The organism is Methylobacterium gregans (genome assembly GCF_022179245.1).
GTDB classification, from domain to species: Bacteria; Pseudomonadota; Alphaproteobacteria; order Rhizobiales; family Beijerinckiaceae; genus Methylobacterium; species Methylobacterium gregans.
Genome location: NZ_BPQM01000036.1, coordinates 1 through 24,388 on the forward strand (window position 1 = coordinate 1; position 24,388 = coordinate 24,388).

Below are 24,388 nucleotides of genomic sequence, written 5' to 3' on the forward strand. Positions count from 1 at the left end.
TGCCGAGCAGGCCCGAGCGGGTGTAGAGCAGGCGCTCGGGCCTGCTCGGCATCTCCGGCGTGTCGAACGACATGCGCGCACTGCGCGCCCGGGCAGGCGCGGACCCGGATGCCCGGATGGCGATCGATCTCTTCATCTATCGCATCGGGCGCGAGATCGGTTCGATGGTCGCGGCGCTGGGCGGGATCGACGCCATCGTCTTCACCGGCGGCATCGGCGAGAACGATGCGGCGACGCGCGCAGAGGTTCTGCGTGCCGCCGCCTGGGCCGGGTTCTCCCTCGACGAGGCCGCCAATGCTGGAGGCGGTCCCCTCGTGACGCGCGGTCCCGGCCCGAGCGCCTGGGTCATCCCGACCGACGAGGAAGCAATGATCGCCCGCGATACGCGCGCGGTGCTCGCCGCCATGCGCCAGCCGGTGCTGTGAGACAGGAGACGACGATGGAGACGCTGACTCCGCAACCAAGCTCGGCCTTCGCGTCCGGTGGCACGCCCTTCATGTCGGCGGCCGATCTTGCGAGTTACGCAGCCAGCATCAAGTCCGCACGTGCCCTCAGGGAGCGTGAAGGCCTCGACCGAGCCGACAAGGCTCAGGCCGAGCTCATCAAGCGGCTGTCGGAGACGGTCGAGCTGACGCCCGAGAAGGTTCAGGAGATCACCGCCACGCTCCTGCACAGGCTGCGCGTCGCCGCCGAGCAGGGCAGGAAGGAGCTGCAGGTGATGCGCTTTCCGAATGCGCTGTGCACCGATGGTGCCCGCGCCATCAACAACGTCGAAGCGGATTGGCCCGAGACCCTGACCGGCCGCCCGCGCCAGGCCTTCGAGTTCTGGCGCGATCGTCTGCAGCCGAGCGGCTACGGTCTGCGCGCGATGATCGTCGACTGGCCGCACGGCATGCCGGGCGACGTCGCCTTCTTCCTCACCTGGGACGCTCCCCAGCCCTGACCGATCCGCCCCGCACAGAGGAGGTCTGCCATGGCACGTCCCGACACCGCCGAAGCCGGCACGGGCGTCGAGGCTCTCGCTGCCCTGTCGTTCCAGACCCGGATCGCGCAGGTCTACCAGCGCCGTCTCGCCGCGGCGATCGAGGGCTACAGCGCCGCGACCGACGCTGCCAACCGCGCCTGGATCGTGACGGCCCGGCCGCTCACGCCAATAGAGGCCTTGGGGGAGGCGGTCAGCTACTGGACCGATTTCACACAGCGCTCGCTGCTGTTCTGGGACACGCTCCGGCAGCGCGGCAATGATTGGCTGGCGCATGAGGCGGCGGGCAAGCCGCCTCTCATCGCCTTCGATTACGAGATCGTGACCGATGCGCGCGGCTTCGAGCGCCCGGCAAACTACGCGCTCGTGCACATCGCCGCCCCCCTGGACCGCCCGACCGATCCCGACAAGCGCCCCTACGTGATCATCGACCCCCGCGCGGGGCACGGGCCCGGCATCGGCGGCTTCAAGGTCGATTCGGAGGTCGGGGTCGCGCTGCGCGCCGGCCACCCCGTTTACATGGTCATCTTCTTTCCCGAGCCGGTCCCGGGCCAGACCCTCGCCGACGTGGCCTGGGCAGAGGCCGAGTTCCTGCGCGTCGTGCGCGAGCGCCACCCGACACGCGGCAAACCCGTGATCGTCGGCAATTGTCAGGGCGGATGGGCCGCCATCCTGATCGGTGCGCTGGAGCCGCAAGGCGCCGGCCCCATCGTGATGAACGGCGCGCCGATGTCCTACTGGGCCGGAAACGACGCCGAGAACCCGATGCGCTACGCGGGCGGCCTGCTCGGCGGCAGCTGGCCGGCGCTCTTGGCGAGCGATCTCGGCGGAGGCAGATTCGACGGCGCCTACCTCGTCGAGAATTTCGAGTTGCTGAACCCGGCCAACACGTATTTCGGCAAGACCTACAATCTCTTCGCGAAGATCGACACCGAGGCGCCGCGCTACCTCGCCTTCGAGCGCTGGTGGGGCGGCTACTTCCTGATGAACCGCGAGGAGATTGGCTGGATCGTCGACAACCTCTTCGTGGGCAACCGGCTGGCCTCCGGTCGCGCGGAATGGGCGCCCGGCAAGGCCTTCGACCTGCGAGCGATCCGCTCGCCGATCATCCTGTTCGCCTCCTTGGGCGATAACATCACGCCGCCGCAGCAGGCCTTCAACTGGGTTGCCGACCTCTATCCGACGACGGAGGATCTCAAGGCGAACGGGCAGGTGATCGTCGGCCTGATGCACGAGAGCGTCGGGCATCTCGGGATCTTCGTCTCAGGGAGTGTCGCGCGGCGGGAGCACAGCCAGATCGTGGACCTGCTCGACTACATCGAGCACCTTCCGCCCGGCCTCTACGGCATGAAGGTCGAGGAGCAGCGCGTGGACGGCGCGGTGAGCTACGACGCCGTCCTGCGCGAGGTGCGGGTCGAGGACCTTCAGAAGCTGCAGAGATACTCCCGCAAGGACGAGGTGCCATTCGCGGCCGTCGAGCGCGTCTCGCGGTTGAACGCCGCGGCCTACGAGAGCTGCGTGCATCCGGTGATCGAGGCGCTGGTCCGGCCCGAGACGGCTCCGCTGCTGCGCGCGCTCCACCCCCTCCGGGCGCGGCGTTGGGCTCTGTCCGACCTCAACCCGTTCCTTGCTCCCGTCGGCGCCTGGGCGGAACTCGTCCGCGCGCACCGCGTGCGGCGCGACGAGGCTGGTCCGTTGACCGCGATCGAGCACCGGGTCGCGGCCGGCATCATGGCCGGTTGGGATCTCTACCGCGGTCTGCGCGACGCGGTGGCCGAGAACCTGTTCTATGCCGTCTACGGCACGATGAGCCTGACGAGCTCGGCCGCGTCGCCGGGGCTTCCCGCGACCGGTTCTGGCCGAGCGGAGGCGACGCTCGACGGCGATGCGGGCCGCATCGACGAGGGCGGTTTCACGGAGGCCGCGGTCCGCGCCGGCATCCTCGTGTCCCGGCTCGGTCGGCAACGCCGCGTCTCGACCTTCAAGCGGATCCGCGCTCTCGTGGGTCGCGATGTCGGCCTGCTCGCCATGCCGATAGAGGAGGCGGCGCGCGTGGTGCGACAGCAGGCTTCCATCGTTGAGCAGGACCCGGATCAGGCCCTCGCCGCTCTGCCGAACCTCGTCCCGAGCGCGGACGAGCGAAGCCGGCTTCTCGACATCCTGAGACGCCTGAAAAGCCATCTCGAGCTCGAGCCGGCACAGCGGGCCCTGATGCCGCGCCTCGAGGAGCTTCTGGGATCCGCGCCTGAGCCCGAACTCGCTCCCGAGCGCGATCACGCGTCGGCGCCGGCCGGGCGCAAGGCGAGCTGAAGTCGATCACCGAGGAGCCAGCCGATGACGCAGATCCCTGACGGCAACGCCCTGCGCGGTAAGCGCGTCCTCGTGCTCGGCGTGGCAAACGAGCACTCCATCGCCTTTGGCTGCGCCCGAGTCTTCCGCCGGCTCGGAGCGGAGATCGCCCTGACCTACCTGAACGAGAAGGCCAAGCCACATGTCGAGCCGCTGGCCCGTGAGCTCGACGCGGCGATCCTGCTGCCATGCGACGTTCAACGCGAGGGGGAGCTCGACGCGGTGTTCCGGCACCTTACCGAGACCTGGGGTCGCCTCAACATCGCGCTCCACTCGATCGCCTTCGCTCCGAAGTCCGACCTGCAGGGGAACCTCGTCGACAGCTCGGCAGCCGGCTTCGGGCTTGCGATGGACGTGTCCTGCCACTCCTTCATCCGCATGGCCCGGCTGGCCGCACCGCTGATGACGGAAGGGGGCACTCTGCTGACCATGAGCTATCATGGCGCCGAGAAGGTCGTTCCGAACTACAATCTGATGGGGCCGGTGAAGGCGGCGCTCGAATGTGCCGTGCGCTACCTCGCCTACGAGCTCGGCCCGAGCGGCATCCGCGTCCACGCAGTCTCGCCCGGGCCCCTCAAGACGCGCGCCGCCTCGGGGCTGAAAGATTTCGACACTCTACTCAGCGAGGCGGTCGAGCGCTCGCCCATCGGTGAACTCGTCGATATCGACGATGTCGGCCTCACCGCGGCGTTCCTCACGACGCCTTACGCCGCGAGACTGACCGGGATGACCGTCCACGTGGACGGCGGCCTCAGCATCATGGCCTGAGCGCCGAGCCGCGCGGGGAGACGGTGTGCGGGTCGGCCGTCACGGGAGTGCGGCCCCCGTGGAGAGACTTTGGACCAGGAGGCCGACCTCCCGTCGGGCGACGCCGAGGTGGTGATCGACCTCCGCCAGGATCGTGTCCGCCCGGCCTGCCTCGATGGCCTCCAGCAGCGGTACGTGGGCGCGGGCCAGCTTCATCGGATCATCGTACAGGCGTCCGATCAGCCCGATGACGACGCGCAGTTCCGAAGAGAGACCGTCGAACACACGCAGCAGCCGGCTGTTGCCGGCGGCCTCGAAGATCATGCGGTGGAACTGGTAGTCCGCCTCGATGCAGGCGGCGGGATCGTCCGCGCGGGCGAGCGCGTCCATCAGCGCGAGTTGCTCGCGCAATGCCGCGCGGGTCTTCTGCGTCAGCCGGCAGGAGGCCGCGAGCGCGGCATGGCGCTCGACGCAGATCCGCAGGTCGTAGAGTTCGTCGACTTCCGCCGCCGAGAGCTCCCGGACGAAGAATCCGCGACGCGGCGAGGCGCGCAGTAGACCCTGATTCTCCAAGAGGCGCGCCGCCTCGCGCACAGGCGCTCGGCTGATGCCCAATTCACGGGCAACCGCAGCCTCCGATACCTTGGTGCCGGGACGCAGGCGCCCCTCCACGATGGCCGCGCTGAGACTACGCGCGACCTGACGGACGAGATCGCTTTCGACCACCTCCGGCAACCCCACCAGCTGGGACTTCACACGCATCGCGCACCTCCATTCGGCCAGTGTGCAACAATTAAGCGTCGATTGTCGACAGTTTTGGCTTGATTCCGGCGCATTGTCGCGTCACGTTGACGACACACGGAAACGAAGCACTGCAGCGCCCACGATCTGCCAGGACTGATCTCGTCCTCGGTTCGGGGGTCGGCAACAGCATTGCGCCGCTTGTCCCGAAGTTCATTCAGCCACGCGCGAGGTCAGCCGATGTCTGTCAATGCTCCGCTCAGCACTGCTTCGGCGGAGGCGGCCGTGCAGCGCATCCGCGTCGATCTCGCGGCCGCCTACCGCCTGATCCACCGCCTCGGTCTCGACGACAGCATCTACACCCACATCTCTGCCCGCCTGCCCGGCCGGGAGCACCGCTTCCTGATCAATCCCTACGGATTGCGCTTCGAGGAGGTGAAAGCCGGCAACCTCGTCACGGTGGATCTCGACGGGCGCGTGGTGGACGATCCCGCCGGTTTGGGCATCAACCCGGCCGGCTTCACGATCCACAGCGCCATCCACGCCGCCCGTGACGACGCGCTCTGCGTGCTGCACACCCATACCGTGGCGGGCGTGGCCGTCTCCTGCCAGGAGGAGGGTTTGCTGCCGCTCAATCAATGGTCGATGCAGTTCGCCGGCTGCCTCGCCTACCATCCCTACGAAGGCATCGCCCTCGACCTCGACGAGCGGGCGCGGTTGGTGGCCGATCTCGGCGACAAGTCCGTGATGGTGCTGCAGAACCACGGCATGCTGACCTGCGGCCGCTCGGTCGCGGAGGCGTTCAAGCTGATGCACAACCTGGAGCGCTCCTGCCGCGCCCAGCTCGCCCTCCAATCCGCCGGCGCGCCGCTGATCCGCCCGTCCGTCGCCGTGGCCGCCAAGACCGCCGGCCAGTACGCGCGGCTCTACGACAAGATCGAGGCCGGCGGCACAGATGCCGAGTGGGATGCCTTCAAGCGGATGCTGGAGCGCAGCGATCCCGATTACTGCGACTGACCAGCCCCTACCGCCGGTACCATCCGTCGGCTTCCTGACACGAGCCGAACGCCGTCGCGCGCCCGACGGAGGCGGCCCCCGCCGCGAGACTCCAGACGAGGACCTTCGATGTTCAAGACGATCCTGACGGGCGTCGCCCTCACCCTGTGCTTCACCGGCGCTGCGTCGGCTCAGACCCCCGGCGGCGTCGCCAACGTGGTGATCCAGCCCGAGCCGCCGGGCCTGATGCTCGGTCTCGTCCAGAACGCGCCGGCTCAGACGGTGGCGGGTAACATCTACGAGGGCCTGCTGCGCTACGATTTCGCTCTCAAGCCGCTGCCCGGCCTCGCCGAGCGCTGGAGCGTGAGCGAGGACGGCCGAACCTACACCTTCAACCTCGCGGCGAACGCCACTTGGCACGACGGCAAGCCGTTCACCGCCGAGGACGTGATCTTCTCGGTCGAGTTCTTGCGCCAGACCCATTCGCGCGCCCGCGGCAACCTCGCGAAGGTCACAAGCGTGGAGGCGCCCGACGCTCACACCGTGGTCTTTACCCTCTCCGAGCCGTTCGGCCCGTTCCTGGGCATCTTCGAAGTCGGCTCGCTGCCGATGGTGCCGAAGCACATTTATGCCGGCACCGACTACAAGACCAACCCAGCCAACAACAATCCGATCGGCACCGGGCCGTACATGTTCAAGGAGTGGAAGAAGGGTTCCTACATCCGCCTGGTCAAGAATCCGAACTACCATGTGGCCGGAAAGCCCTATCTCGACGACATCTACTGGCACGTCATCCCCGATGCGGCTGCCCGCGCTGTCGCCTTCGAGACCGGCAAGGTCGACATCCTGCCTGGCGGCTCGGTCGAGAACTTCGACATTCCGCGCCTTTCGCAGGCCAAGGGGGTCTGCGTAACCAAGAAGGGCTGGGAATACTTCGCTCCGCTCTCCTGGCTCTGGCTCAACAACCGCAGCGGCCCGACCGCCAACAAGGCCTTCCGCCAAGCGGTCTCCTACGCCCTTGACCGTGACTTCGCGAAGGACGTGATCTGGAACGGCCTCGGCAAGCCGGCGATCGGGCCGATCGCCTCATCGACGCGCTTCTTCAACCCCAAGCTTGCCAAGTATTCCTACGACCCGGTCAAGGCCAAGGCCTTGCTCAAGGAATCCGGGTACAAGGGCGAGACTGTCCGCCTGCTGCCGATGCCCTACGGCGAGACCTGGCAGCGCTGGGCGGAGGCGGTGAAGCAGAACCTCGAAGATATCGGCATCAAGACCGAGCTCGTTTCCACCGACGTGGCCGGCTGGAACCAGAAGACCTCCGACTGGGACTACGACATCGCCTTCACCTACGTGTTCCAGTACGGCGACCCGGCGCTCGGGGTCGCGCGCAACTACGTGTCCTCGCAGATCGCCAAGGGCTCGCCGTTCAACAACGTCGAGGGCTACGCGAATCCGGCGGTCGATGCAGGGTTCGCGGACGGTGCGGCGACGGTCGACGCGGCCAAGCGGCAGGCGGCCTACGACGGCGTCCAGAAGATCATCATCGAGGACGCCCCGCTCGCCTGGCTGCTGGAGCTGGAATTCCCGACCCTCACCCGCTGCAAAGTGCACGATCTCATCACCACCAGCATCGGCGTGAACGACGGGTTCCGCGACGCATGGATCGAGCGCTGAAGGGCCGGCATGGCGGGCTTCATCGCGCAGCGGCTGGCCAAGGGCGTCCTCGTCCTCGCCGCCATCGTCGTCCTGAACTTCTTCCTGATCCGCCTCGCGCCGGGCGACCCCGCCCTGGTGATGGCGGGAGAGGCAGGGGCGACCGACGAGATCTTCGTGACGCAGCTGCGGACGAAGTTCGCCCTGGACAAGCCGCTCCCGAGCCAGCTTGCGGCTTACCTCGGCAGCATCGCCACACTCGATCTCGGCTACTCCGTCCGCCAGCAGATGCCGGTGGCGACGCTGATCGGCGAGCGCCTGCCGGCGACACTCCTGCTCACCGGCTGCGCCTTCCTGATCTCGATCGTACTCGGCGTCCTGCTCGGGGCACTCGCTGCCGGCCGGGCCGGCACCCTCGCGGATACTGCCATCACCGGCCTCGCACTGCTCTTCTACGCCACGCCGCTGTTCTGGGTATCGCTGATGGCGATCATCGTGTTCTCCGTACGCCTCGAATGGCTGCCGAGCTTCGGCTTCGAGACGGTAGGCGCCGGCTATAGCGGCTTCGCCCGGGCTGCCGACATCGCGCAGCACCTCGTCCTGCCGGCCCTCACCCTCGGTCTGTTCTTCATGGCGGTCTACGTTCGGATGACCCGGGCCTCGATGCTGGAGGTCTCGCGCCTCGACTTCGTGAAGACGGCCCGGGCCAAGGGCTTGACCGAGGGCGTGATCCAGCGCCGCCACATCCTGCGCAACGCCCTGCTGCCGGTGGTGACCCTGGCGGGCCTCCAGGCCGGGACGCTCGTGGGCGGCGCCGTCCTGACCGAGACCGTCTTCGCTTGGCCCGGGATCGGCCGGCTCATGTACGACGCGCTGCTCCAGCGCGACTACAACCTTCTGCTCGGCGTTTTCGTCGTCTCCTCCGCCATGGTCCTGATCTTCAACCTCGTCACCGACGTGGTCTACCGCATGGTCGACCCGCGCATCGAGGTCGCCCGATGAGCCGCGCCGTTGCCATGCCCGATCCCGCCCCCGATGCGTCCGTCGCGGTCCCGCCTGCCCCGGTGCGCCCCCGACCTCGCGCGGCGATCCTGCGCCACCCCGGCGCCGCGCTCGGCCTCGTCATCCTCGCCGGCGCGATCGGCGCGGCCCTCCTTGCGCCGGTGCTCTATCCGGCCTCGCCCTGGCGGATGGTGCAGCGGCCCTTCATCCCGCCCTTCACCCTGGACCGGGTTCCGCTCGGGACCGACGCCCTCGGCCGGGACATCGCCGCCGGCCTGATGCACGGGGCCGGCGTCTCCCTCGTCGTTGGCCTCGTCTCGACGCTCGCCGCCCTGCTGATCGGCGTGCCGCTGGGCGCCCTCGCCGGCTATCTCGGCGGCCGGGTGGATGACGCGCTGATGCGCTTCACCGAGCTGTTCCAGACGGTGCCGAGCTTCGCGCTGGCCATCGTGCTGGTGGCGATCCTCCAGCCCTCGCTCGGCTCGATGATCTTGGCCATCGCCCTGGTGAGCTGGCCCCCGGTGACGCGGCTGGTGCGGGGCGAGGTGCTGTCGCTGCGCTCGCGCGAGTACGTGCAGGCGGCGATCGTCACTGGCCAGACCACCTTCACGATCCTGCGCCGGGAGGTCCTGCCCAACACCCTGTCGCCGATCGTGGTGTTGGCCTCGCTGATGGTGGCGACCGCGATCCTGCTCGAATCCTCACTCTCCTTCCTCGGCCTCGGCGACCCGAACCGGATGTCCTGGGGCTTCATGGTGGGCGCCGGCCGCACCGTGATCCGGCAGGCGTGGTGGATCACCGCCTTCCCGGGTCTGGCGATCCTGCTCACCGTCCTCGCCCTCAACCTGATCGGGGAGGGCCTCAACGACGCCCTCAACCCGCGCCTGTCCCGGGAGCGCTGACCGTGGATCCTGCCCCCAACCCGCCCGGCGTGGCCGTCTCCGTCCGCGACCTGCGCCTCGCCCTGCCGCTCGGCGGCGACCGGCCGAACGCCGTCGACGGCGTATCCTTCGACCTCATGGCGGGGGAGATCCTCTGCATCGTCGGCGAATCAGGCTCCGGCAAGTCGATGTGCGCCCACGCCCTGATGGGCCTGCTCCCGAAGGCCGTGACGGTCGCGAGCGGCAGCATCCGTCTCGGCGACACAGATCTCCTGGCGCAGGACGCGGCCGGCTGGCGCGACACGAGGGGCCGGCGCATCGCCATGGTGTTCCAGGAGCCGATGACCGCGCTCAACCCGCTGATGCGCATCGGCGACCAGATGGCGGAGATGTTCGAGGCGCACGGACTGCTCACCCCGCCGGAGCGTCGGGCCCGGGCCGTGGCGCTCGCCCGCGAGGTCGGGCTGCCCGATCCGGAAGGCATCGTGCGCTCCTATCCCCACCAACTGTCGGGCGGACAGCGCCAGCGCGCGATGATCGCGATGGCGCTCGCGCTGGAGCCCGCCATCCTCGTGGCCGACGAGCCGACCACCGCCCTCGACGTCACCACGCAGGCCCAGATCCTGAAGCTGATCCGCGACCTGCAGCGTCGGCGCAACATGGCGGTCCTCTTCATCACCCACGATTTCGGCGTGGTCACCGACATCGCCGACCGCGTGCTGGTCCTGCGCCAGGGCAGGGTCGTGGAGGAGGGCCCGGCCGCCGCTCTGCTCGGGGCCCCGCGGGAGGCCTATACGCAGGCGCTGCTGGCCGCCGTGCCGGCCATGAACCCGCCGGCCCGGACTCCTACCGAGGGACCGAAGACCATCGAGGTGGCCGGCCTGAGCAAGACCTACGTCACCGGTGGCGGCTGGTGGCGCAAACCTCGGACCGTTGCCGCGGCGCGCGACGTCTCCTTCGCGCTCCGCCGCGGCGAGACCCTCGGCCTCGTGGGTGAATCCGGCTCGGGCAAGTCTTCGGTCGCGCGCCTCGTGATGCGGCTGATCGAGCCCGACCTCGGCAGCGTGCGCCTCGGCGACACCGAGCTGACCCGGCTGAACGGAGAGGCGCTGCGGCGTGCCCGCAGCCGTATCCAGATGGTGTTCCAGGACCCCTTCGCCTCGCTGAACCCGCGCCGCACCGTTGGGCAGATCATCACCGATGGGCCTGTCGCCCACGGTGTCTCCCTCTCCGACGCACGGGGGCGGGCCGTCCGGCTTCTCGGCCTCGTCGGCCTCGACATGCGGGCCTTCGAACGTTTCCCGCACGAGTTTTCGGGTGGACAGCGCCAACGGATCGGCATTGCCCGGGCGCTCGCCCTCGAGCCCGAGGTGCTGGTGGCCGACGAGGCGGTCTCCGCCCTCGACGTCTCGGTCCAGGCTCAGGTTCTGGCGCTGCTCGAGGATCTCAAGGTTCGGTTCGGCCTCTCGATGCTGTTCATCACCCACGACCTGCGGGTCGCGGCTCAGATCTGCGACCGGATCGCCGTCATGCGCCGAGGCGAGATCGTCGAGTTGAAGACGGCCGCCGATCTCTTCGCGAACCCTGAGCACCCCTACACCCGCGACCTGCTCGCCGCGGTGCCCGGCCGTGCCCGGGAGGCCGCATGACCCGCCCGGTGCCCCGCATGCGCTGTGTCCTCCTGAGCGGGACCTTCGACCTGCGCGCACTTTGTCCGAGCGCGCTCGACGCGGCCTCCGACGTGATCGAGTTCCTCGACGATCCGGCCGATTTGCCCGAGACGGTGCGGCTCGCCCTGGCCTGGCAGCCGGCCGACGACGCGCTGACCCGCTACCCGAACCTCGCCGCCGTCTGCTCGGTGGGTGCGGGCGTCGACAGTCTCGTCACCTGCCCGAGCCTGCGGCCGGACCTGTCGGTCGTACGCGTGGTCGATCCCGAACAGGCGCGGGCGATGTCGGGCTTCGTGCTCTGGCACGTCATCGGCCACCAGCGGCGCTTCCGCACCTACGCCGCCAACCAGCGTGCTCGGCGCTGGCGCTACCTCGCTCCGCCGGAGGCGAGCGCGGTCCCGATCGGCCTGCTCGGCTACGGGAGGATCGGGCAACGGGTGGCATCCGATCTCATGGCGCTCGGCTTTCCCGTTGCCGCCTGGAGCCGGACGCCGCGGGAGGGGGAGCCCGGCGGCGTCACCCACCACCACGGCCCTGCGGGCCTCCGGGCCATGCTGGCCGGCACCGAGGTGCTGATCAACCTGCTCCCTCTCACGCAGGAGACGCGCGGGCTGATCGATGCGGGCTTCCTCCGCCGGCTGCCGCGCGGCGCCTATCTGATCCAAGTCGGGCGTGGCGAGCATCTGGTGGAGGAAGCCCTGCTCGACGCTCTGGAAACCGGCCATCTCTCGGGGGCGGCCCTCGACGTGTTCGCCACTGAGCCGCTGCCGGAGACGCACGCCTTCTGGGAGCATCCGGCGGTCTTCGTCACGCCCCACGAGGCCTGCCACGCGAGCGAGCGGGCGATCGCCCGGACACTGCGGGTCACAGCCGAGGCCGTGCGTGCCGGCCGCCGACCGCCCGATACGGTCGATACCGCCCGCGGCTACTGAGGGACGCTCCCCGAGAACTCGCCCCGCCAAGCCGACGTGAGCGAGCGCATCAGGATCTTGCGACGGATGCGGCTTTGGTCGATTCGCGTAACCGCGCGGCTTCGTCCGGCCCGAGCGCAAGCACCAGCCTGACGGCCTCCTCGACGAACGCGGACGGCGTGACGCCCGCGAGCTTGGCGGCCCGGGAGATCTCGAGGCCCAGCGCGAGGTCGACCTGAACCGGTGTGGTGCGACGGGTGGTCTCCGGATGGAGTAATTCAGAGGCCGCTGCCGGAGCAGGGTGCGCCGGCAAGCCGCGCGCCTCGCGCCGCCCCTGCGCGGCGAGGCGATCCGCACGCTCGTTCAGCGGATCGCCCGCATGGCCGCGCACCCAGGTCCAACGCACGTCGCGCCGGCTGGAGAGTTCGTCCAGGCGCTTCATCAGGTCGATGTTCTTCACCTCGCCCGTGGTGGTGCGCCAGCCCTTCGCCTTCCAACCGCGCATCCACTCGGTCACGGACTTGACCACGTACTGGCTGTCGCAGCGCATCTCGATCTGCGCGCCCTCGGGAAAGTGTTCCAAGGCGCGGATGGCCGCTGTCAGCTCCATGCGGTTGTTCGTGGTGCCCGGTTCGCCCCCGCAGAGTTCCCGAGCGCCATCCGGTCCCGAGATCACGACGCCCCAGCCACCCGGGCCGGGGTTCGGATCGCATCCGCCATCGGCGTATACAACGGTTCGCATCGGAGTGCGGTCCTTTGGAAACGAGGGGCCGTGCCTGTCGCCTGGATCTGCAGCTGGCGATAGGCAGAACCCGCTGAGCGGGGACGGCACGATACTCCGTTCGCTCCCGCTGAAGCGACGCCGTGCTAGCTGCGATTCGGAAACGAGCGGTTTACCGCAAGGACCGGACGGGCCTCGGGGTCCGACCGGCACGACAGGGCCGCGAGGATCCGCCGGGGCGCAAGCGCTCGCCGTGCCGCCCGGTGGAGTCCCGCGCCTCCGGTGTTCCTCATGGTGTCGCGACTGGCGCGAAGGGGGCACGGACCGTTCCGCCCCTTCCGCTGTTCGGAGGCCGCTCGCGCCGACTGTCTAAGCGGCCATGGAGGCTTCCCGAACCTTGACCGTCGAGCGGTCGACCTGCTCCGCCGCCTGCGCGATCGCCTCCATGCTGCCCGCGAGACTCGCCGCGCCGCGCGAGGCGGTCTGCATCGAGGCCGACATGCCGTGAGTCACCGCGGACTGCTCCTCTACGGCCGAGGCGATCGCCGCCGCCACTTGGTCGAGCGTGCGGATCGTGCCCTGAATCGCTCCGATGGCCTGCACGGCCTGCTGCGTGGCGCCCTGCGTCGCGCCGATCTGCTGGCGGATCTGCTCGGTCGCCCTGCCGGTCTGCTCGGCGAGCTGTTTGACCTCCTGTGCCACGACCGCGAAGCCGCGGCCCGCCTCGCCGGCTCGCGCTGCCTCGATCGTGGCGTTGAGCGCCAGCAGGTTGGTCTGGCTCGCGATCGCTTGGATCAGCGCCACCACCTCGCCGATGCGGCCGGCTTGCTCGCTCAGGCCCGCCACGATCGCGCCGGTCTGCTGCGCCTGATCCACTGCCTGACCGGCGATCTGCGAGGCGTGCTGCACCTGCTGGCTGATCTCGGACACCGAGGCCGACAGTTCCTGCGCGCCCGATGCGACCGCCTGGATGTCGCCGGAGACCTGCTGGACCGTGCCGGCCGCCGCCACGGTCTGCTGGGTCACGCCGTGCACGGCCTCGCTGATCGCGTTGAGGTCCTGGCTGATGGCGCGGGCCTTCTCGGCACGGCGGCGGCGCTCGTGCACCTGCTCCGTCACGTCGGTGGCGAACTTCACCACCTTCACGAGCCGGCCATCGTCGTCGCGGATCGGATTGTAGGTGGCCTGAATGAAGATCTCGCGCCCGCCCTTGGCAATGCGGCAGTACTCGCCCGCCTGATACTCGCCCTGTCCGAGCGCCACCCAGAAGGCACGGTAGGCCGGGCTCTCCCGCTCGGCGGGCGCCACGAAGATGCGGTGATGCTGCCCCTGGATCTCGCCCAGCGCGTAGCCGAGCGCCCCGAGGAAGTTGGCGTTGGCATCGAGGATCGTGCCGTCCGGCGCGAAGGCGATCACGGCCTGCGAGCGGTGCAGCGCAGCGACCTGCCCGTTCGTGTCGATGCTGTGCGCCTTCTGCGCCGTGATGTCGGAGGCGAAGACCACGATGCGGGTCGGCGTGCCGCTGCGGCCGAGCACGGGATTGTAGGAGGCCAGCACCCAGACCTCGCGGCCACCCTTCGCCAAGCGCTTGAATTCGCGCGTCTGCGGCTTGCCCGCGCGCAGGGAAGCCCAGAATGCCTGCGTCTCGGCGCTCGCCCGCTCGCCCTCGGGCGTCAGCAGATCGTGCGACCGGCCGACCAGCTCCGCGCGAGTGTAGCCGACGAGATCGAGGAAGTTGGCGTTGGCATTGCGGATCGTGCCATCGAGATCGAGGTCGAGGCAGCCGCGCGAACGGTTGATGGCCTCCGTGAGTGCACGAAGCCCGAAGCGAAACAACGACATCGACGCTCTCCCTACGGCGATGCCCGTACGAGTCGAGCAGCAACGCCCCGGCAATTCACCTGCTCGCCCTGAAGCAACCGTTAAGTTCCAGCCCGATGGAGGTGAGAGACACGCCGTTTTGATCGCTACGCCGGCACGTCTGGGGATATCGAAGGCCCGGCAATGTCGCCGATATCTTGCGTGCGTCAGCGTCGTATCATACCCCGCGGTCTACTCTGGGATTGCGTCTGATATAGCGCAGTATATTGTTATTTGAGTAAAATTCCACTTGTCTTTGGGAATCTGTCCAATGTAGAGAAGCGTTGCGGCGCTGGTAGATTCTTGTTAATGAAGAACCACGATAGTGAGCGCTGCTGATTCCATTATCCAGCCGTTGGCGACGGTCGCCCTTGCGAAAACTTAACGTTGGCGGCCGATAGGGGGGTGAAGAGGGTTGCGGCATGTGGTCGGGAAGAACGTTTCGCGTCTGTGAGCCGGAGGGCGTCCCGCTGCGGGACGCCGTGGCGGACGCGCTTGCCCTGCCGTCCGTGCTCGCCACGATGCTGCGCAGCCTGATCGAGGCGTGGCCGGAGCAGGTCTACGCGGAGCCTCTGGTGACCACGCGCTTCCTTGGCCAGCGAACGACCTATGTCTGTGATCCCCGGTACATCCGCAGCCTGCTGGTCGATCAGGCCGATGCCCTGGCGCGCGAGCCCTTCATGCTGCGGGCCCTCGTGCCCGCCCTCGGCACCGGCATCCTGACGGCCGACGGGCCGCACTGGCGCGAGCAGCGCAGGACCGCGGCTCCGATGTTCCGGCCCGAGCGGGTCCGCGGCTTCGTGCCGGCCATGGCCGCGGCGGCGCAGGCCACGCGGGCGCGCTGGCTCAGGGGCGGCCCTGCCGACGGCGTCCGCGACATCCTGCCGGAGATGATGCGCACCACCTTCGACGTCATCGTCGCCACGATGGTCTCCGGCGACGACGCGCTGGAGGTCGAGCCCTTCGGGCGCGCGATCGATGCCTATCTTGCCCAGACGAGCTGGAAGATCGCGTTCACGATGCTCAAGGCGCCGGCCTGGACGCCTCATCCCGGCAGGCGGGCGGGCGCACGGGCGGCGCGCTACGTGCGGGGCGAGGTCGCCCGCACGGTCGCGCGGCGCCGCGCGCGCGGCGAGCCGGGTGCCGATCTCCTCGGTCTCCTGCTGCAGGCGGTGGATCCGGAGACCGGGGAGGGGCTCTCCGACGCGAGCCTCGTCGACAACCTCCTGACCTTCGTCGCGGCCGGCCACGAGACCACCGCGCTCGCTCTGACATGGACCCTGCGAGTGCTGGCCGATCACCCAGAGATCGAGCGCCGGGTGCTTGCGGAGATCGCCGGCCTCGGGGGCGACCTCGCCGAGGCCCCGCACGCCGTCGATCGGCTCGCCTTCACCCGCCAAGTCGTGCTTGAGGTGATGCGCCTGTACCCGCCAGCGCCGCTGATCGTTCGGCGCGCGGCGGCCGAGATCCGCCTGGGCGACACGGTGGTGCCGGCCGGGCAATCTGTGCACGTGCCGGTCTACGCCCTGCACCGGCACCGCCTGCTCTGGCACAGGCCCGAGGTCTTCGACCCCGACCGCTTCGCGCCGGGGCCGTCGGCTGCGCGCGACCGCTATGCCTACCTGCCGTTCGGGGCCGGGCCGCGCGTCTGCATCGGCATGGGCCTCGCCCTGACGGAGTGTCTGGTCATCCTCGCGACGCTGTTGCCCGCCTTCCGTTTCGTGCCGGAGAGGCCCGGCATGCCGGCCGCGCAGTTCCGCGTCACGCTGCGGCCCAGGAATGGCATGCCGATGAAGGTGGTCGCACGCCATGACCGTTGAGCCCGGAACCGTGCATCCCGGATCGGCTGGGCCCGGCTACCCGGAGCCCCCCGGCGGAGCCGCGGCGCGGACGCGCAAGACGGCGCCGCTGGTCAATCTGCTCCGCCGCATCGACTGGGCCGACGGCGTACCCGCCCGCTACAGGCTGCAGGTCCGCGCCGGCCTGCTCGATGAGACCCTGAAGCTCGCCACTTACTCGGCGATCACGCACCTGATCATCGCCGTCGCGGTGACAACCTTCTTCTGGAGCTCTGCTTCGAGGGTCTATCTCGTCAGCCTGCTCGCGGTGGTCACGGTGGTGATCGCCGCGACCCTCTACACGACCCGGCTCTACGAACGGACCTATGGCGGCGCGGTCAGTCGGGTCGGCGTCGCGCGCGGCTACACGGTGTCGGGCGGGCTGGCCTTTGCCCTCGGCATTGCCTGGGCGACCATGCCAGTCGTGCTGTTCGCTCCAGCGAGCAGCGACGAGCGGTTGCTCGTCGTTGCCATCGCCGCCGGCTTGATCTCGGACGCCTACGTCGTGGGCCCGCTCCTGTCGGTCTCCTACCTCTTCGTGGTCCCGGTCATCATCGGCAGCTTCTTCGGGCTGGCCCTTTGCGGCGAGCCGGTCGCGCTGAGCATCGCCCTGCTGCTGTGCGTCTACGCGACCTTCGTCGGGCTGAGCGTGCGCCGCATGAGCCGCCTGTCCCGCCAGCGCATCCTCGATCGTGTGCGCGTCGAGGATCAGAGCGAGACCATCGGCCTTCTGCTGAACGAGTTCGAGGAGAACGCGAGCGACTGGCTATGGGAGACTGACCAAGACGGGAACTTCCAGCACGTCTCGACCCGGATGGCGGACGCCCTGGGCTGCCCCGTTGAGCGCCTCCAGCGCAGCTCCTTCCGGGATCTACTGCCGGTCGGCGCAGAGCCGCGCGCCGACGCAGACAGGACGATAGCCCTGCTCGATCAGTTCCGGCTGGGCCTGCCGTTCCACGAGCATCTGGTGGCGATCGGGACGGCGACCGGCACCCGTTGGCTCCAGCTGAGCGGAAGGCCCTTCGTCGACCGCCGCGGCGGCTTCGCGGGCTTCCGGGGTGTCGGGTCTGACGTGACGCGGAGCCGGCAGGCGGAGGCCCGGATCGCCTACCTGGCGACGCGCGACGCCCTCACCGGGCTCTCGAACCGGGTCGTGTTCCACGAGGTCGCCCTGGAAGCGTGCGCCGCTGCGACCGCGCGGGGGGCACCGGTGAGCCTGCTCTACCTCGATCTCGATGGCTTCAAGAGCGTCAACGACTCGACCGGGCACGCGGCGGGTGACGCGCTGCTGCGGCAGGTCGCGGAGCGTCTGCTCGCCACGGTCCGAGCGGACGCGCAGGTGTTCCGACTCGGGGGCGACGAGTTCGCGATCCTGCACCGCGGCACGGATCCCGGTGAGGCGCAGGGCCTGGCCGAGGCAGTCATCGCGATCCTGCACGAACCCTACCACATCGACGGCGTACGGGCAGAGATCGGCGTCAGCGTCGGGATCGCGCAGGCCCCGCGGGACGCGACCGATCCCCAGGACCTATTGCGCAAGGCCGATCTCGCGCTCTACAGCGCCAAGGAGGCCGGCAAGGGCCGCTGGCAGAGCTTCGATCCCGACCTGGAGCACCGCATCCAGCGATGGCGCGAGCTCGACGGCGCGATGCGCGCCGGTCTCAAGGACGGCGAGATGGCGCTGCACTACCAGCCGCTGGTGAGCCTGCAGGACGGCGAGGTCGTCGGTTTCGAGGCGCTGCTGCGCTGGACACGGCCCGGCCACGGCCCGGTCTCGCCCGCGGAGATGATCCCGATCGCCGAAAGCACGGGCTTCGTCATCACGGTCGGGCGCTGGGCCCTGAGGCAGGCCTGCGCCGAGGCGCTGAGCTGGCCGAGGCGGATGCGTGTCGCGGTCAACATCTCGTCGATCCACTTCCGCCTGCCGGATTTCTTCCGAGAGGTCGAAACCGTACTTGCAGAGGTCGGGCTCGCCCCCGAGCGCCTCGAGATCGAGATCACCGAGTCGATCTTCCTGGCCAAGACGCCCCACGTGATGGATAACCTACGGGCGCTGCGCGCAATCGGGGTGCGGATCGCACTGGACGATTTCGGGACGGGGTACTCCTCGCTGAGCTACCTCACCCAGTTCCCTGTCGACAAGATCAAGATCGATCGGGCCTTCGTGCGTGAGCTGAGCAGCCGCCCGGAATGCCTGTCGGTGATCAAGGCCATCATGGTCATCGCGCAGGACCTGGGCATCGACGTCACGGCTGAGGGCGTCGAGACGGAGCAGCAGGCGGAGCTTCTCCGCCTCAGGCGCTGCAACAGCGCGCAGGGCTTCCTCTACAGTCCCGCATGTCCCGCCGACGAGATTGACGGCCTTATCACGCGCATTCCCGAAGCGGTCGGGCAGGGCCAGGTTTCTGTCCGGCGCGTGGCCTGAGGCGAGGCCGTACGGCCGGAACGGCGGCCTCACTTTCGCCGCGGCCGTCCCGCTCTGGTGGGACCGTCCGTCCGTCCCAAGCCTGTCTGAAGAATGAACCGCCCCACGACGAGCGAGCGGGAGGCGGCGCGCCTTCGCGCACTGGACCGCTACCGGCTGCTCGATACCCCGCGCGATCAGGATTTTGACGAGATCGCAGAGGCGGCCGCCGAGCTCTGCGAGGCTCCGATCGCGGTCGTCAATCTCGTCGGCGACGGGCGGCAGTTCTTCAAGGCCGAGGTCGGCCTCGGCGTGCGCGAGACGCCTCTCGAGAGCTCCTTCTGCCGGCAGGCCATCCTGCACGACGATTTCCTCTACGTGCCCGATACCGCGCGCGATTCCCGCTTCGCGCTCAACCCGCTCGTCACGGGCGATCCGGGCTTGCGCTTCTACGCGGGCGCTCTCCTGAGGACCGCCGAGGGGCAGGCAATCGGAACCGTCTGCGTCCTCGACACTAAGCCGCGCGAGCTCTCGGAACGGCAGCGTCGTGGCCTGAGCCGGCTCGCCCGCCATGCGATGGTCCAGATGGAGCTGCGCCGCGCGCTGCGCGAGCAGGAGGAGCAGCGCCTGCTGCACGAGCGGATCCTCGACAGCGCGGCCGATTACGCGATCGTCGCCACGGATCCGCAGGGCCTGGTCACGCGCTGGAATGCGGGCGCGGAGCGGATCCTGGGCTGGACCGAGGTCGAGATGCTGGGCCGGACCGTTGATGTGGTGTTCACATCGGAAGATCGAGCGGGCGGCAGGCCCGGGGTCGAGCGGCGCCTGGCCACGGAGACCGGCAGCGCGCCCGATGAGCGCTGGCACATGCGCAAGGACGGGAGCCGCTTCTGGGCCTCGGGTGAGATGATGCCCCTGCGCTCCGAGAACGGCGCGCTGATGGGCTTCGTCAAGATCCTGCGTGATCGCACTGGGCAGCGCACCGCCGAGGCCGCGCTCCAAGCGAGCGAGCTCCGCTACCGCTCCCTGGTCGAGGTCAGCCCGCAGGTGGTCTGGTTCGGCGATGCGGGCGGCGCCATCACCTACTGCAACGCCTACTGGTACGACTACACGGGGCTGCCCGCCGGCGAGACCGGCGAGGCCAGCTGGATGGGGGTGATCCATCCCACCCACCGCGAGCGCGTCCGCGACAGCTGGCTCGGAGCGACGCAGAGCCAGGGCCCCTACGAGGTCGAGTTTCCGCTCCGTCGGGCCGACGGGCAGTACCGCTGGTTCCTATCGCGGGCCCAGCCCGTGCGCGACGCCGAGGGCCGCCTCACGAGCTGGATCGGCACCACGCTCGACATCCACGAGCGCAAGGTCGCCGAGGAGCGCTTCGCAGCGCTCACCGCACTGGCGCCCGCGATCATCTGGTTCGGAAACACGGACGGCAGCCTGAGCTACCTGAACGAGCGCTGGTACGCCTATACGGGTCAGACCCCGGAGGAGGCGCTGCCCTTCGGCTGGGGCGCGGTGATCCATCCGGACGATCTGGCGAACCTTCTCCAGGCCTGGGAGACCGCGCGCACGCGAGAGATCGTCTACGACACCGAGGCGCGTCTGCGCGACCGCGAGGGTTGCTACCGCTGGTTCCTGATCCGCGCCGAGCCGCTGCGTGACCCGGGCGGTGCGGTGGTCGGCTGGCTCGGCAGCAACAGCGACATCCACGACCGGCGCCGGACCGAGGAGGATCTGCGCAGGGCGCGCGAGCAATTGCGCTTGGCCGTCGATGCGACCGGCACCGGCATCTTCGACTACGACCTCGTCACCGACACGCTGGAATGGGACGTGCGGACCCGCGCGCTGTTCGGCCTGCGGCCCGACGCGCCCGTTACCTACGACGTCTTCCTGGCGGGCCTGCACCCCGACGACAGGGAATGGGTCGACGGGGCCGTCAAGGCCGTCCTCGACCCGACCGGCCCCGGCACCTTCGATATCGCGTACCGGACGGTGGGCCTCGAGGACGGCGTCGAGCGCTGGGTGGCCGCCAAGGGGCAGGCCTTCGTCGTGGATGGGCTCACCGTGCGCTTCATCGGCACGGTGCGCGACGTGACCGAGAGCCTCCGGGCCGAGCAGGCCCTGCGCGAGACCGAGGAGCGCTACCGGCTCGCCGCGCGGGCCACCAACGATGCGATCTGGGACTGGAACCTCGCAACGAACCACGTTCGCTGGAACGAGGCGCTGGAGGCCGCCCACGGTCACGCGCCCGGCGCGGTCGACCGAACGGGCGACTGGTGGATCGCGCAGATCCATCCTGACGACCGATCGCGGATCGACGACTCCATCCACGCGGTGATCGACGGAACCGGCAGCGCCTGGAGTGACGAGTACCGGTTCCGGCGCGCGGACGGGACCTACGCCGATATCCTCGATCGGGGCTACGTCATCCGTAACGCGCAGGGCGCAGCGGTCCGGATGATCGGGGCCATGCTGGACATCACCGCCCGCAAGCGAGCCGAGGAGCATCAGCGCCTGCTCACGGGCGAGTTGCAGCACCGAGTGAAGAACACCCTCGCGCTGGTGCAGGCGATCGCCAGCCAGACCTTCCGGGACGCCACCGACCTCGGCGCGACCCGGGAGGCCTTCGCGGCACGCCTAGTCTCGCTCGGGCGTGCCCACGACATCCTGACCCGGTCGAGTTGGACGGAAGCGCCCATCACCGAGGTCGTGGAGGGCGCTCTCGCGGTCCACCGGGGCGCCGAGACCGCGCGCATCCGCACCGGCGGCCCGGCCGTGCGCCTCGGCGCGCGGGCGGCCTTGTCCCTCGCTCTGGCGCTCCACGAACTCGCCACAAACGCGGCGAAATACGGAGCGCTCTCGAACGACGCGGGCAGCATCGACCTGCGCTGGCACGTGGTGCGGGCTGGCGCGCCGCGCTTCTGCCTGGTCTGGTCCGAGCAGGCGGGTCCGCCGATCCTGAGGCCGCCGTCGCGCCGCGGCTTCGGCTCGCGCCTGATCGAGCGCAGCTTCGCCGCCGAGGTAGGCGGCGAGGTCCGCCTCACCTACGCCCCGACCGGCCTGATCTGCCGCCTGGAAGCTCCCCTCGCGGCGATGCAGGACCACGGCGAGGCCGCCTGACCAGCGTCGGCCCGTCGACGATGCGGCGCCCTCAGGCCCGGTGCGTGCCGGCCGGGTTCGGGGGTGTCCGGGACGCGGGTTCGGCGTCGAACAGGATCTCATAGGTGAGCGGATCGTAGAAGCGCATCACGTTCCGGACCAAGTCCTTGGCCGGTATGCCCAGAGCATCCGCCCAGGCACGGTAGCGGTCGGGCGGTATCCGACCGCGCCCCGTCTCAAGTTGGGAGATGAACGTGTAGTATTCCGCCCCGACCAGTTGTGCGAGTTGTCTCTGCGACAACCCTCGGCCTTCCCTGAGTTCTTTCAGGTACCGGCCGCCCTCACGGCGCAGCTCAAGCACACGTTCGGAATCCAGACGTTGGTGATGAGCATACACCGCGCCGCGCCTTCCCGTATGCGATCGCTGCTTCGCGATGGGAATTGTACAGTGACATCCATATTTCAGGAACATCTCGCGCTGTCCAGGCATGCGAACCCGGCATCCGGACTGATCCTGCTTCCGCGCCTCCTGCCCGCTCCCGCCCGCGGGATGCGCCGCTTGGAATGCTTTCAAACGGCGCTATCTTTCTCCGTCGGGGGAGTTCGGTGGAGGTGGCTGAGATGGTCGGCGCATCTGGCACGCCCGTTCGACGCGCCCGTCCGGGTGGATGGACCGCGCGCCGCTCCGCGATATCGACAGGCCGTGGCATCACAGTCCTGATCCCCGCTCCGGTCCCGGCGTTCCGGGCGGGCCGGCTATAGGCGGACGGATGAGGGATCAGGCGATGCCGGCGGCGCTGAACGACGGGCTCCGCGCGATGCGGCCGGTCCTTGTGACCGCCGTGGTGTTCGGGTTCTTCGTCAACCTGCTGCTCTTCGTGAGCCCTCTCTACATGCTGCAGATCTACGACCGGGTTCTGCCCAGTCGCAATGAGACGACGCTGATCGGCCTCACTCTGATCGCGGCGTTCGGCCTCGCGGTCTACGCCTCGCTGGAGATGCTGCGCGCGCGGCTACTGGTGCGCGGCGGCATGATCTTCGACCAGAAAATCGCGGACCCGATTTTCGACGCCGCCCATCGCGGGACGCTGCTGAGGCCAGGCGCGCAGCACGAGACGGCGCTGCGGGACGTGGATGTCCTGCGCGAGTTCCTGACGGGCAGCGGCATCCTGGCCTTCTGCGACCTGCCCTGGACGCCGATCTTTCTCGTCGCCTGCTTCGTGCTCCATCCCTGGTTCGGGTGGATGGCTCTCCTTGGCGGCGGCGCGATCCTCGGCCTGACTGTCCTCAACGAATTCGCTACCCGCGGGCCGCTAGACGCGGCCAACCGTGCCTCCCGAGTGGCCGGGCAGCAGGCCGCGGCGACCTTCCGGAACGGGGAGGTCCTGCAGGCCATGGGGATGCTCGCGGACCTCCGCGGGCTCTGGCGCCGCCGCCACGATGACGTGCTGGTACGGCAGGCCGACGCCAGCGACAGAGCCGGCCTCATCGTGGCCGCGACGAAGTTCGTCCGGATGCTTCTCCAGACGCTGGTCCTCGGGGCGGGCGCCTATCTGGCGATTCACCGGGAGATTTCCGCCGGGTCTATGATCGCGGCCTCGATCATCATCGGCCGGACGCTCGCGCCGATCGAGGCCGTCGTGGGCAACTGGAAGGGGTTCTGTGCTGCTCGGGGGAGTTACCGGCGCCTGCGCGACCTCGTCGCCCTCGCCGAGCCGGAGCTACGTCGCGTGACACTGCCGCGTCCCCGCGGCCTGATCGAGGCCGAGAATGTCTCGGTCGCGGCGCCCGGCTCGGCGCGCCCGATCCTGACCGATGTCAGCTTCCGCCTGGAGCCCGGTAGCGTGGTGGGCATCATCGGGCCGAGCGCCGCTGGTAAATCGACGCTGGCCCGCGCCATGACGGGGATCTGGCCCCTACTCGATGGCGGGATTCGTATCGACGGTTCCGACCTCCGTCACTGGGATCCGCAAGGGCTGGGGCGCCACATCGGCTACCTCCCCCAGGACGTGGAGCTGCTCGACGGTACGGTGGCGCAGAACATCGCGCGCTTCGCCGACGCGGACGATGCGGACGTGATCGCGGTGGCGCAGCGCGCCGGCTGCCACGAACTGATCCAGGCGCTGCCCGACGGCTACAACACGGTGATTGGGACGTCCGGAACCGGCTTGTCAGGCGGACAGCGTCAGCGCATCGCGCTCGCCCGGGCGCTGTTCGGAGATCCGAGCCTCATCGTCCTCGACGAGCCCAACGCGAGCCTTGATCAGCCGGGCGAGGCAGCCCTGATGCGAGCGGTGGCGGATCTGAAGCGGTCGGGAACGACAGTCGTGATCGTGACGCACAAGCTCGCTCTCCTCGCCGAGGCAGATCGGATCTTGGTGATGGGCGGCGGTGGCCTGCAGACGTGCGGTAGCGCGGAGCACGTTCTCGGGCAGGTGCTCGGTCCGCGTCCGAACCCGACCCTGCTCCCGACCGGAATCCGCGCGGTACCAGCCGACCATAACGGCGCCGACGCACAGCGGAACGCGGGGTAAGCG

At 69.2% G+C, this 24,388-nt stretch carries 17 protein-coding genes and 1 pseudogene; 14 read left to right on the forward strand and 4 right to left on the reverse strand.

Annotation, left to right across the window (positions count from 1 at the left end):
* Nucleotides 1-32 precede the first annotated feature (32 nt).
* The 4 genes and pseudogenes from MFF54_RS08790 to fabI all read left to right on the forward strand — a co-directional run.
* Nucleotides 33-425, forward strand: a pseudogene (locus tag MFF54_RS08790) (acetate/propionate family kinase); the annotation flags it as partial.
* Between the two features lie 14 nt (nucleotides 426-439).
* Nucleotides 440-943, forward strand: a complete 504-nt coding sequence (locus tag MFF54_RS08795) for a hypothetical protein (RefSeq protein WP_238302228.1) — start codon at nucleotides 440-442, stop codon at nucleotides 941-943.
* Nucleotides 944-973: 30 nt separating this feature from the next.
* Nucleotides 974-3,292, forward strand: coding sequence for a DUF3141 domain-containing protein (locus MFF54_RS08800; protein ID WP_238302229.1), 2,319 nt, complete (start codon nucleotides 974-976; stop codon nucleotides 3,290-3,292).
* 24 nt (nucleotides 3,293-3,316) lie between these two features.
* Complete coding sequence (gene fabI / locus MFF54_RS08805; RefSeq protein ID WP_238302230.1) at nucleotides 3,317-4,099, forward strand: enoyl-ACP reductase FabI; 783 nt, start codon at nucleotides 3,317-3,319, stop codon at nucleotides 4,097-4,099.
* Between the two features lie 39 nt (nucleotides 4,100-4,138).
* Here the strand turns inward: fabI and MFF54_RS08810 are convergent, their stop codons facing one another.
* Nucleotides 4,139-4,840, reverse strand: coding sequence for a GntR family transcriptional regulator (locus tag MFF54_RS08810; RefSeq protein ID WP_238302231.1), 702 nt, complete (start codon nucleotides 4,838-4,840; stop codon nucleotides 4,139-4,141).
* Between the two features lie 219 nt (nucleotides 4,841-5,059).
* On the opposite strand from MFF54_RS08810, the gene MFF54_RS08815 reads away from it, so the two are divergent.
* From MFF54_RS08815 to MFF54_RS08840, 6 genes are all read left to right on the forward strand, one after another.
* Nucleotides 5,060-5,836 (forward strand): class II aldolase/adducin family protein, encoded by a 777-nt coding sequence (locus MFF54_RS08815; protein WP_238302232.1) that lies wholly within the window; start codon nucleotides 5,060-5,062, stop codon nucleotides 5,834-5,836.
* 108 nt (nucleotides 5,837-5,944) lie between these two features.
* Nucleotides 5,945-7,489 carry an ABC transporter substrate-binding protein gene (locus MFF54_RS08820; RefSeq protein ID WP_238302233.1) on the forward strand — a complete coding sequence of 515 codons (1,545 nt, stop codon included), beginning with the start codon at nucleotides 5,945-5,947 and terminating at the stop codon, nucleotides 7,487-7,489.
* Between the two features lie 9 nt (nucleotides 7,490-7,498).
* Nucleotides 7,499-8,470, forward strand: coding sequence for an ABC transporter permease (locus MFF54_RS08825; protein WP_238302234.1), 972 nt, complete (start codon nucleotides 7,499-7,501; stop codon nucleotides 8,468-8,470).
* Complete coding sequence (locus MFF54_RS08830; RefSeq protein WP_370880141.1) at nucleotides 8,467-9,372, forward strand: ABC transporter permease; 906 nt, start codon at nucleotides 8,467-8,469, stop codon at nucleotides 9,370-9,372. The genes MFF54_RS08825 and MFF54_RS08830 overlap by 4 nt, the downstream gene beginning before the upstream one ends.
* 2 nt (nucleotides 9,373-9,374) lie before the next feature.
* Nucleotides 9,375-11,000, forward strand: coding sequence for an ABC transporter ATP-binding protein (locus tag MFF54_RS08835; protein ID WP_370880142.1), 1,626 nt, complete (start codon nucleotides 9,375-9,377; stop codon nucleotides 10,998-11,000).
* Entirely contained in the window at nucleotides 10,997-11,953 is a 957-nt protein-coding gene (locus MFF54_RS08840; RefSeq protein ID WP_238302235.1) for a 2-hydroxyacid dehydrogenase, read from the forward strand. The genes MFF54_RS08835 and MFF54_RS08840 overlap by 4 nt, the downstream gene beginning before the upstream one ends.
* A gap of 49 nt (nucleotides 11,954-12,002) precedes the next feature.
* On the opposite strand, the gene rnhA is transcribed toward MFF54_RS08840, so the two are convergent.
* A complete protein-coding gene (gene rnhA, locus MFF54_RS08845) occupies nucleotides 12,003-12,674 on the reverse strand; it encodes a ribonuclease HI (protein ID WP_238302236.1) in 672 nt (223 codons plus the stop codon).
* A gap of 348 nt (nucleotides 12,675-13,022) precedes the next feature.
* Nucleotides 13,023-14,495 carry a methyl-accepting chemotaxis protein gene (locus MFF54_RS08850; protein ID WP_238302237.1) on the reverse strand — a complete coding sequence of 491 codons (1,473 nt, stop codon included), beginning with the start codon at nucleotides 14,493-14,495 and terminating at the stop codon, nucleotides 13,023-13,025.
* A 440-nt stretch (nucleotides 14,496-14,935) separates the two neighbouring features.
* Here MFF54_RS08850 and MFF54_RS08855 point away from each other — a divergent pair, with 440 nt between their 5' ends.
* The 3 genes from MFF54_RS08855 (at nucleotide 14,936) to MFF54_RS08865 (ending at nucleotide 21,872) form a co-directional block, all read left to right on the forward strand.
* Nucleotides 14,936-16,333, forward strand: a complete 1,398-nt coding sequence (locus MFF54_RS08855; RefSeq protein ID WP_238302238.1) for a cytochrome P450 — start codon at nucleotides 14,936-14,938, stop codon at nucleotides 16,331-16,333.
* On the forward strand, nucleotides 16,323-18,776 hold the full coding sequence (locus MFF54_RS08860) for a putative bifunctional diguanylate cyclase/phosphodiesterase (RefSeq protein WP_238302239.1): 2,454 nt from the start codon (nucleotides 16,323-16,325) through the stop codon (nucleotides 18,774-18,776). The genes MFF54_RS08855 and MFF54_RS08860 overlap by 11 nt, the downstream gene beginning before the upstream one ends.
* Nucleotides 18,777-18,869: 93 nt before the next feature.
* Nucleotides 18,870-21,872 carry a PAS domain S-box protein gene (locus MFF54_RS08865; RefSeq protein ID WP_238302240.1) on the forward strand — a complete coding sequence of 1,001 codons (3,003 nt, stop codon included), beginning with the start codon at nucleotides 18,870-18,872 and terminating at the stop codon, nucleotides 21,870-21,872.
* 31 nt (nucleotides 21,873-21,903) lie between these two features.
* On the opposite strand, the gene MFF54_RS08870 is transcribed toward MFF54_RS08865, so the two are convergent.
* A complete protein-coding gene (locus tag MFF54_RS08870) occupies nucleotides 21,904-22,152 on the reverse strand; it encodes a helix-turn-helix domain-containing protein (protein WP_370880143.1) in 249 nt (82 codons plus the stop codon).
* Between the two features lie 469 nt (nucleotides 22,153-22,621).
* Here MFF54_RS08870 and MFF54_RS08875 point away from each other — a divergent pair, with 469 nt between their 5' ends.
* Nucleotides 22,622-24,385: a type I secretion system permease/ATPase gene (locus MFF54_RS08875; RefSeq protein WP_238302241.1), complete on the forward strand. Its 1,764-nt coding sequence runs from the start codon at nucleotides 22,622-22,624 to the stop codon at nucleotides 24,383-24,385.
* Nucleotides 24,386-24,388 lie beyond the last annotated feature (3 nt).

Coding starts and splice junctions, on each gene's coding strand:
- MFF54_RS08795 (WP_238302228.1), top strand. CDS start 440: ATGGAGACGCTGACTCCGCAACCAAGCTCGGCCTTCGCGTCCGGTGGC.
- MFF54_RS08800 (WP_238302229.1), top strand. CDS start 974: ATGGCACGTCCCGACACCGCCGAAGCCGGCACGGGCGTCGAGGCTCTC.
- fabI (WP_238302230.1), top strand. CDS start 3,317: ATGACGCAGATCCCTGACGGCAACGCCCTGCGCGGTAAGCGCGTCCTC.
- MFF54_RS08810 (WP_238302231.1), bottom strand. CDS start 4,840: ATGCGTGTGAAGTCCCAGCTGGTGGGGTTGCCGGAGGTGGTCGAAAGC.
- MFF54_RS08815 (WP_238302232.1), top strand. CDS start 5,060: ATGTCTGTCAATGCTCCGCTCAGCACTGCTTCGGCGGAGGCGGCCGTG.
- MFF54_RS08820 (WP_238302233.1), top strand. CDS start 5,945: ATGTTCAAGACGATCCTGACGGGCGTCGCCCTCACCCTGTGCTTCACC.
- MFF54_RS08825 (WP_238302234.1), top strand. CDS start 7,499: ATGGCGGGCTTCATCGCGCAGCGGCTGGCCAAGGGCGTCCTCGTCCTC.
- MFF54_RS08830 (WP_370880141.1), top strand. CDS start 8,467: ATGAGCCGCGCCGTTGCCATGCCCGATCCCGCCCCCGATGCGTCCGTC.
- MFF54_RS08840 (WP_238302235.1), top strand. CDS start 10,997: ATGACCCGCCCGGTGCCCCGCATGCGCTGTGTCCTCCTGAGCGGGACC.
- rnhA (WP_238302236.1), bottom strand. CDS start 12,674: ATGCGAACCGTTGTATACGCCGATGGCGGATGCGATCCGAACCCCGGC.
- MFF54_RS08850 (WP_238302237.1), bottom strand. CDS start 14,495: ATGTCGTTGTTTCGCTTCGGGCTTCGTGCACTCACGGAGGCCATCAAC.
- MFF54_RS08855 (WP_238302238.1), top strand. CDS start 14,936: ATGTGGTCGGGAAGAACGTTTCGCGTCTGTGAGCCGGAGGGCGTCCCG.
- MFF54_RS08860 (WP_238302239.1), top strand. CDS start 16,323: ATGACCGTTGAGCCCGGAACCGTGCATCCCGGATCGGCTGGGCCCGGC.
- MFF54_RS08865 (WP_238302240.1), top strand. CDS start 18,870: ATGAACCGCCCCACGACGAGCGAGCGGGAGGCGGCGCGCCTTCGCGCA.
- MFF54_RS08875 (WP_238302241.1), top strand. CDS start 22,622: ATGAGGGATCAGGCGATGCCGGCGGCGCTGAACGACGGGCTCCGCGCG.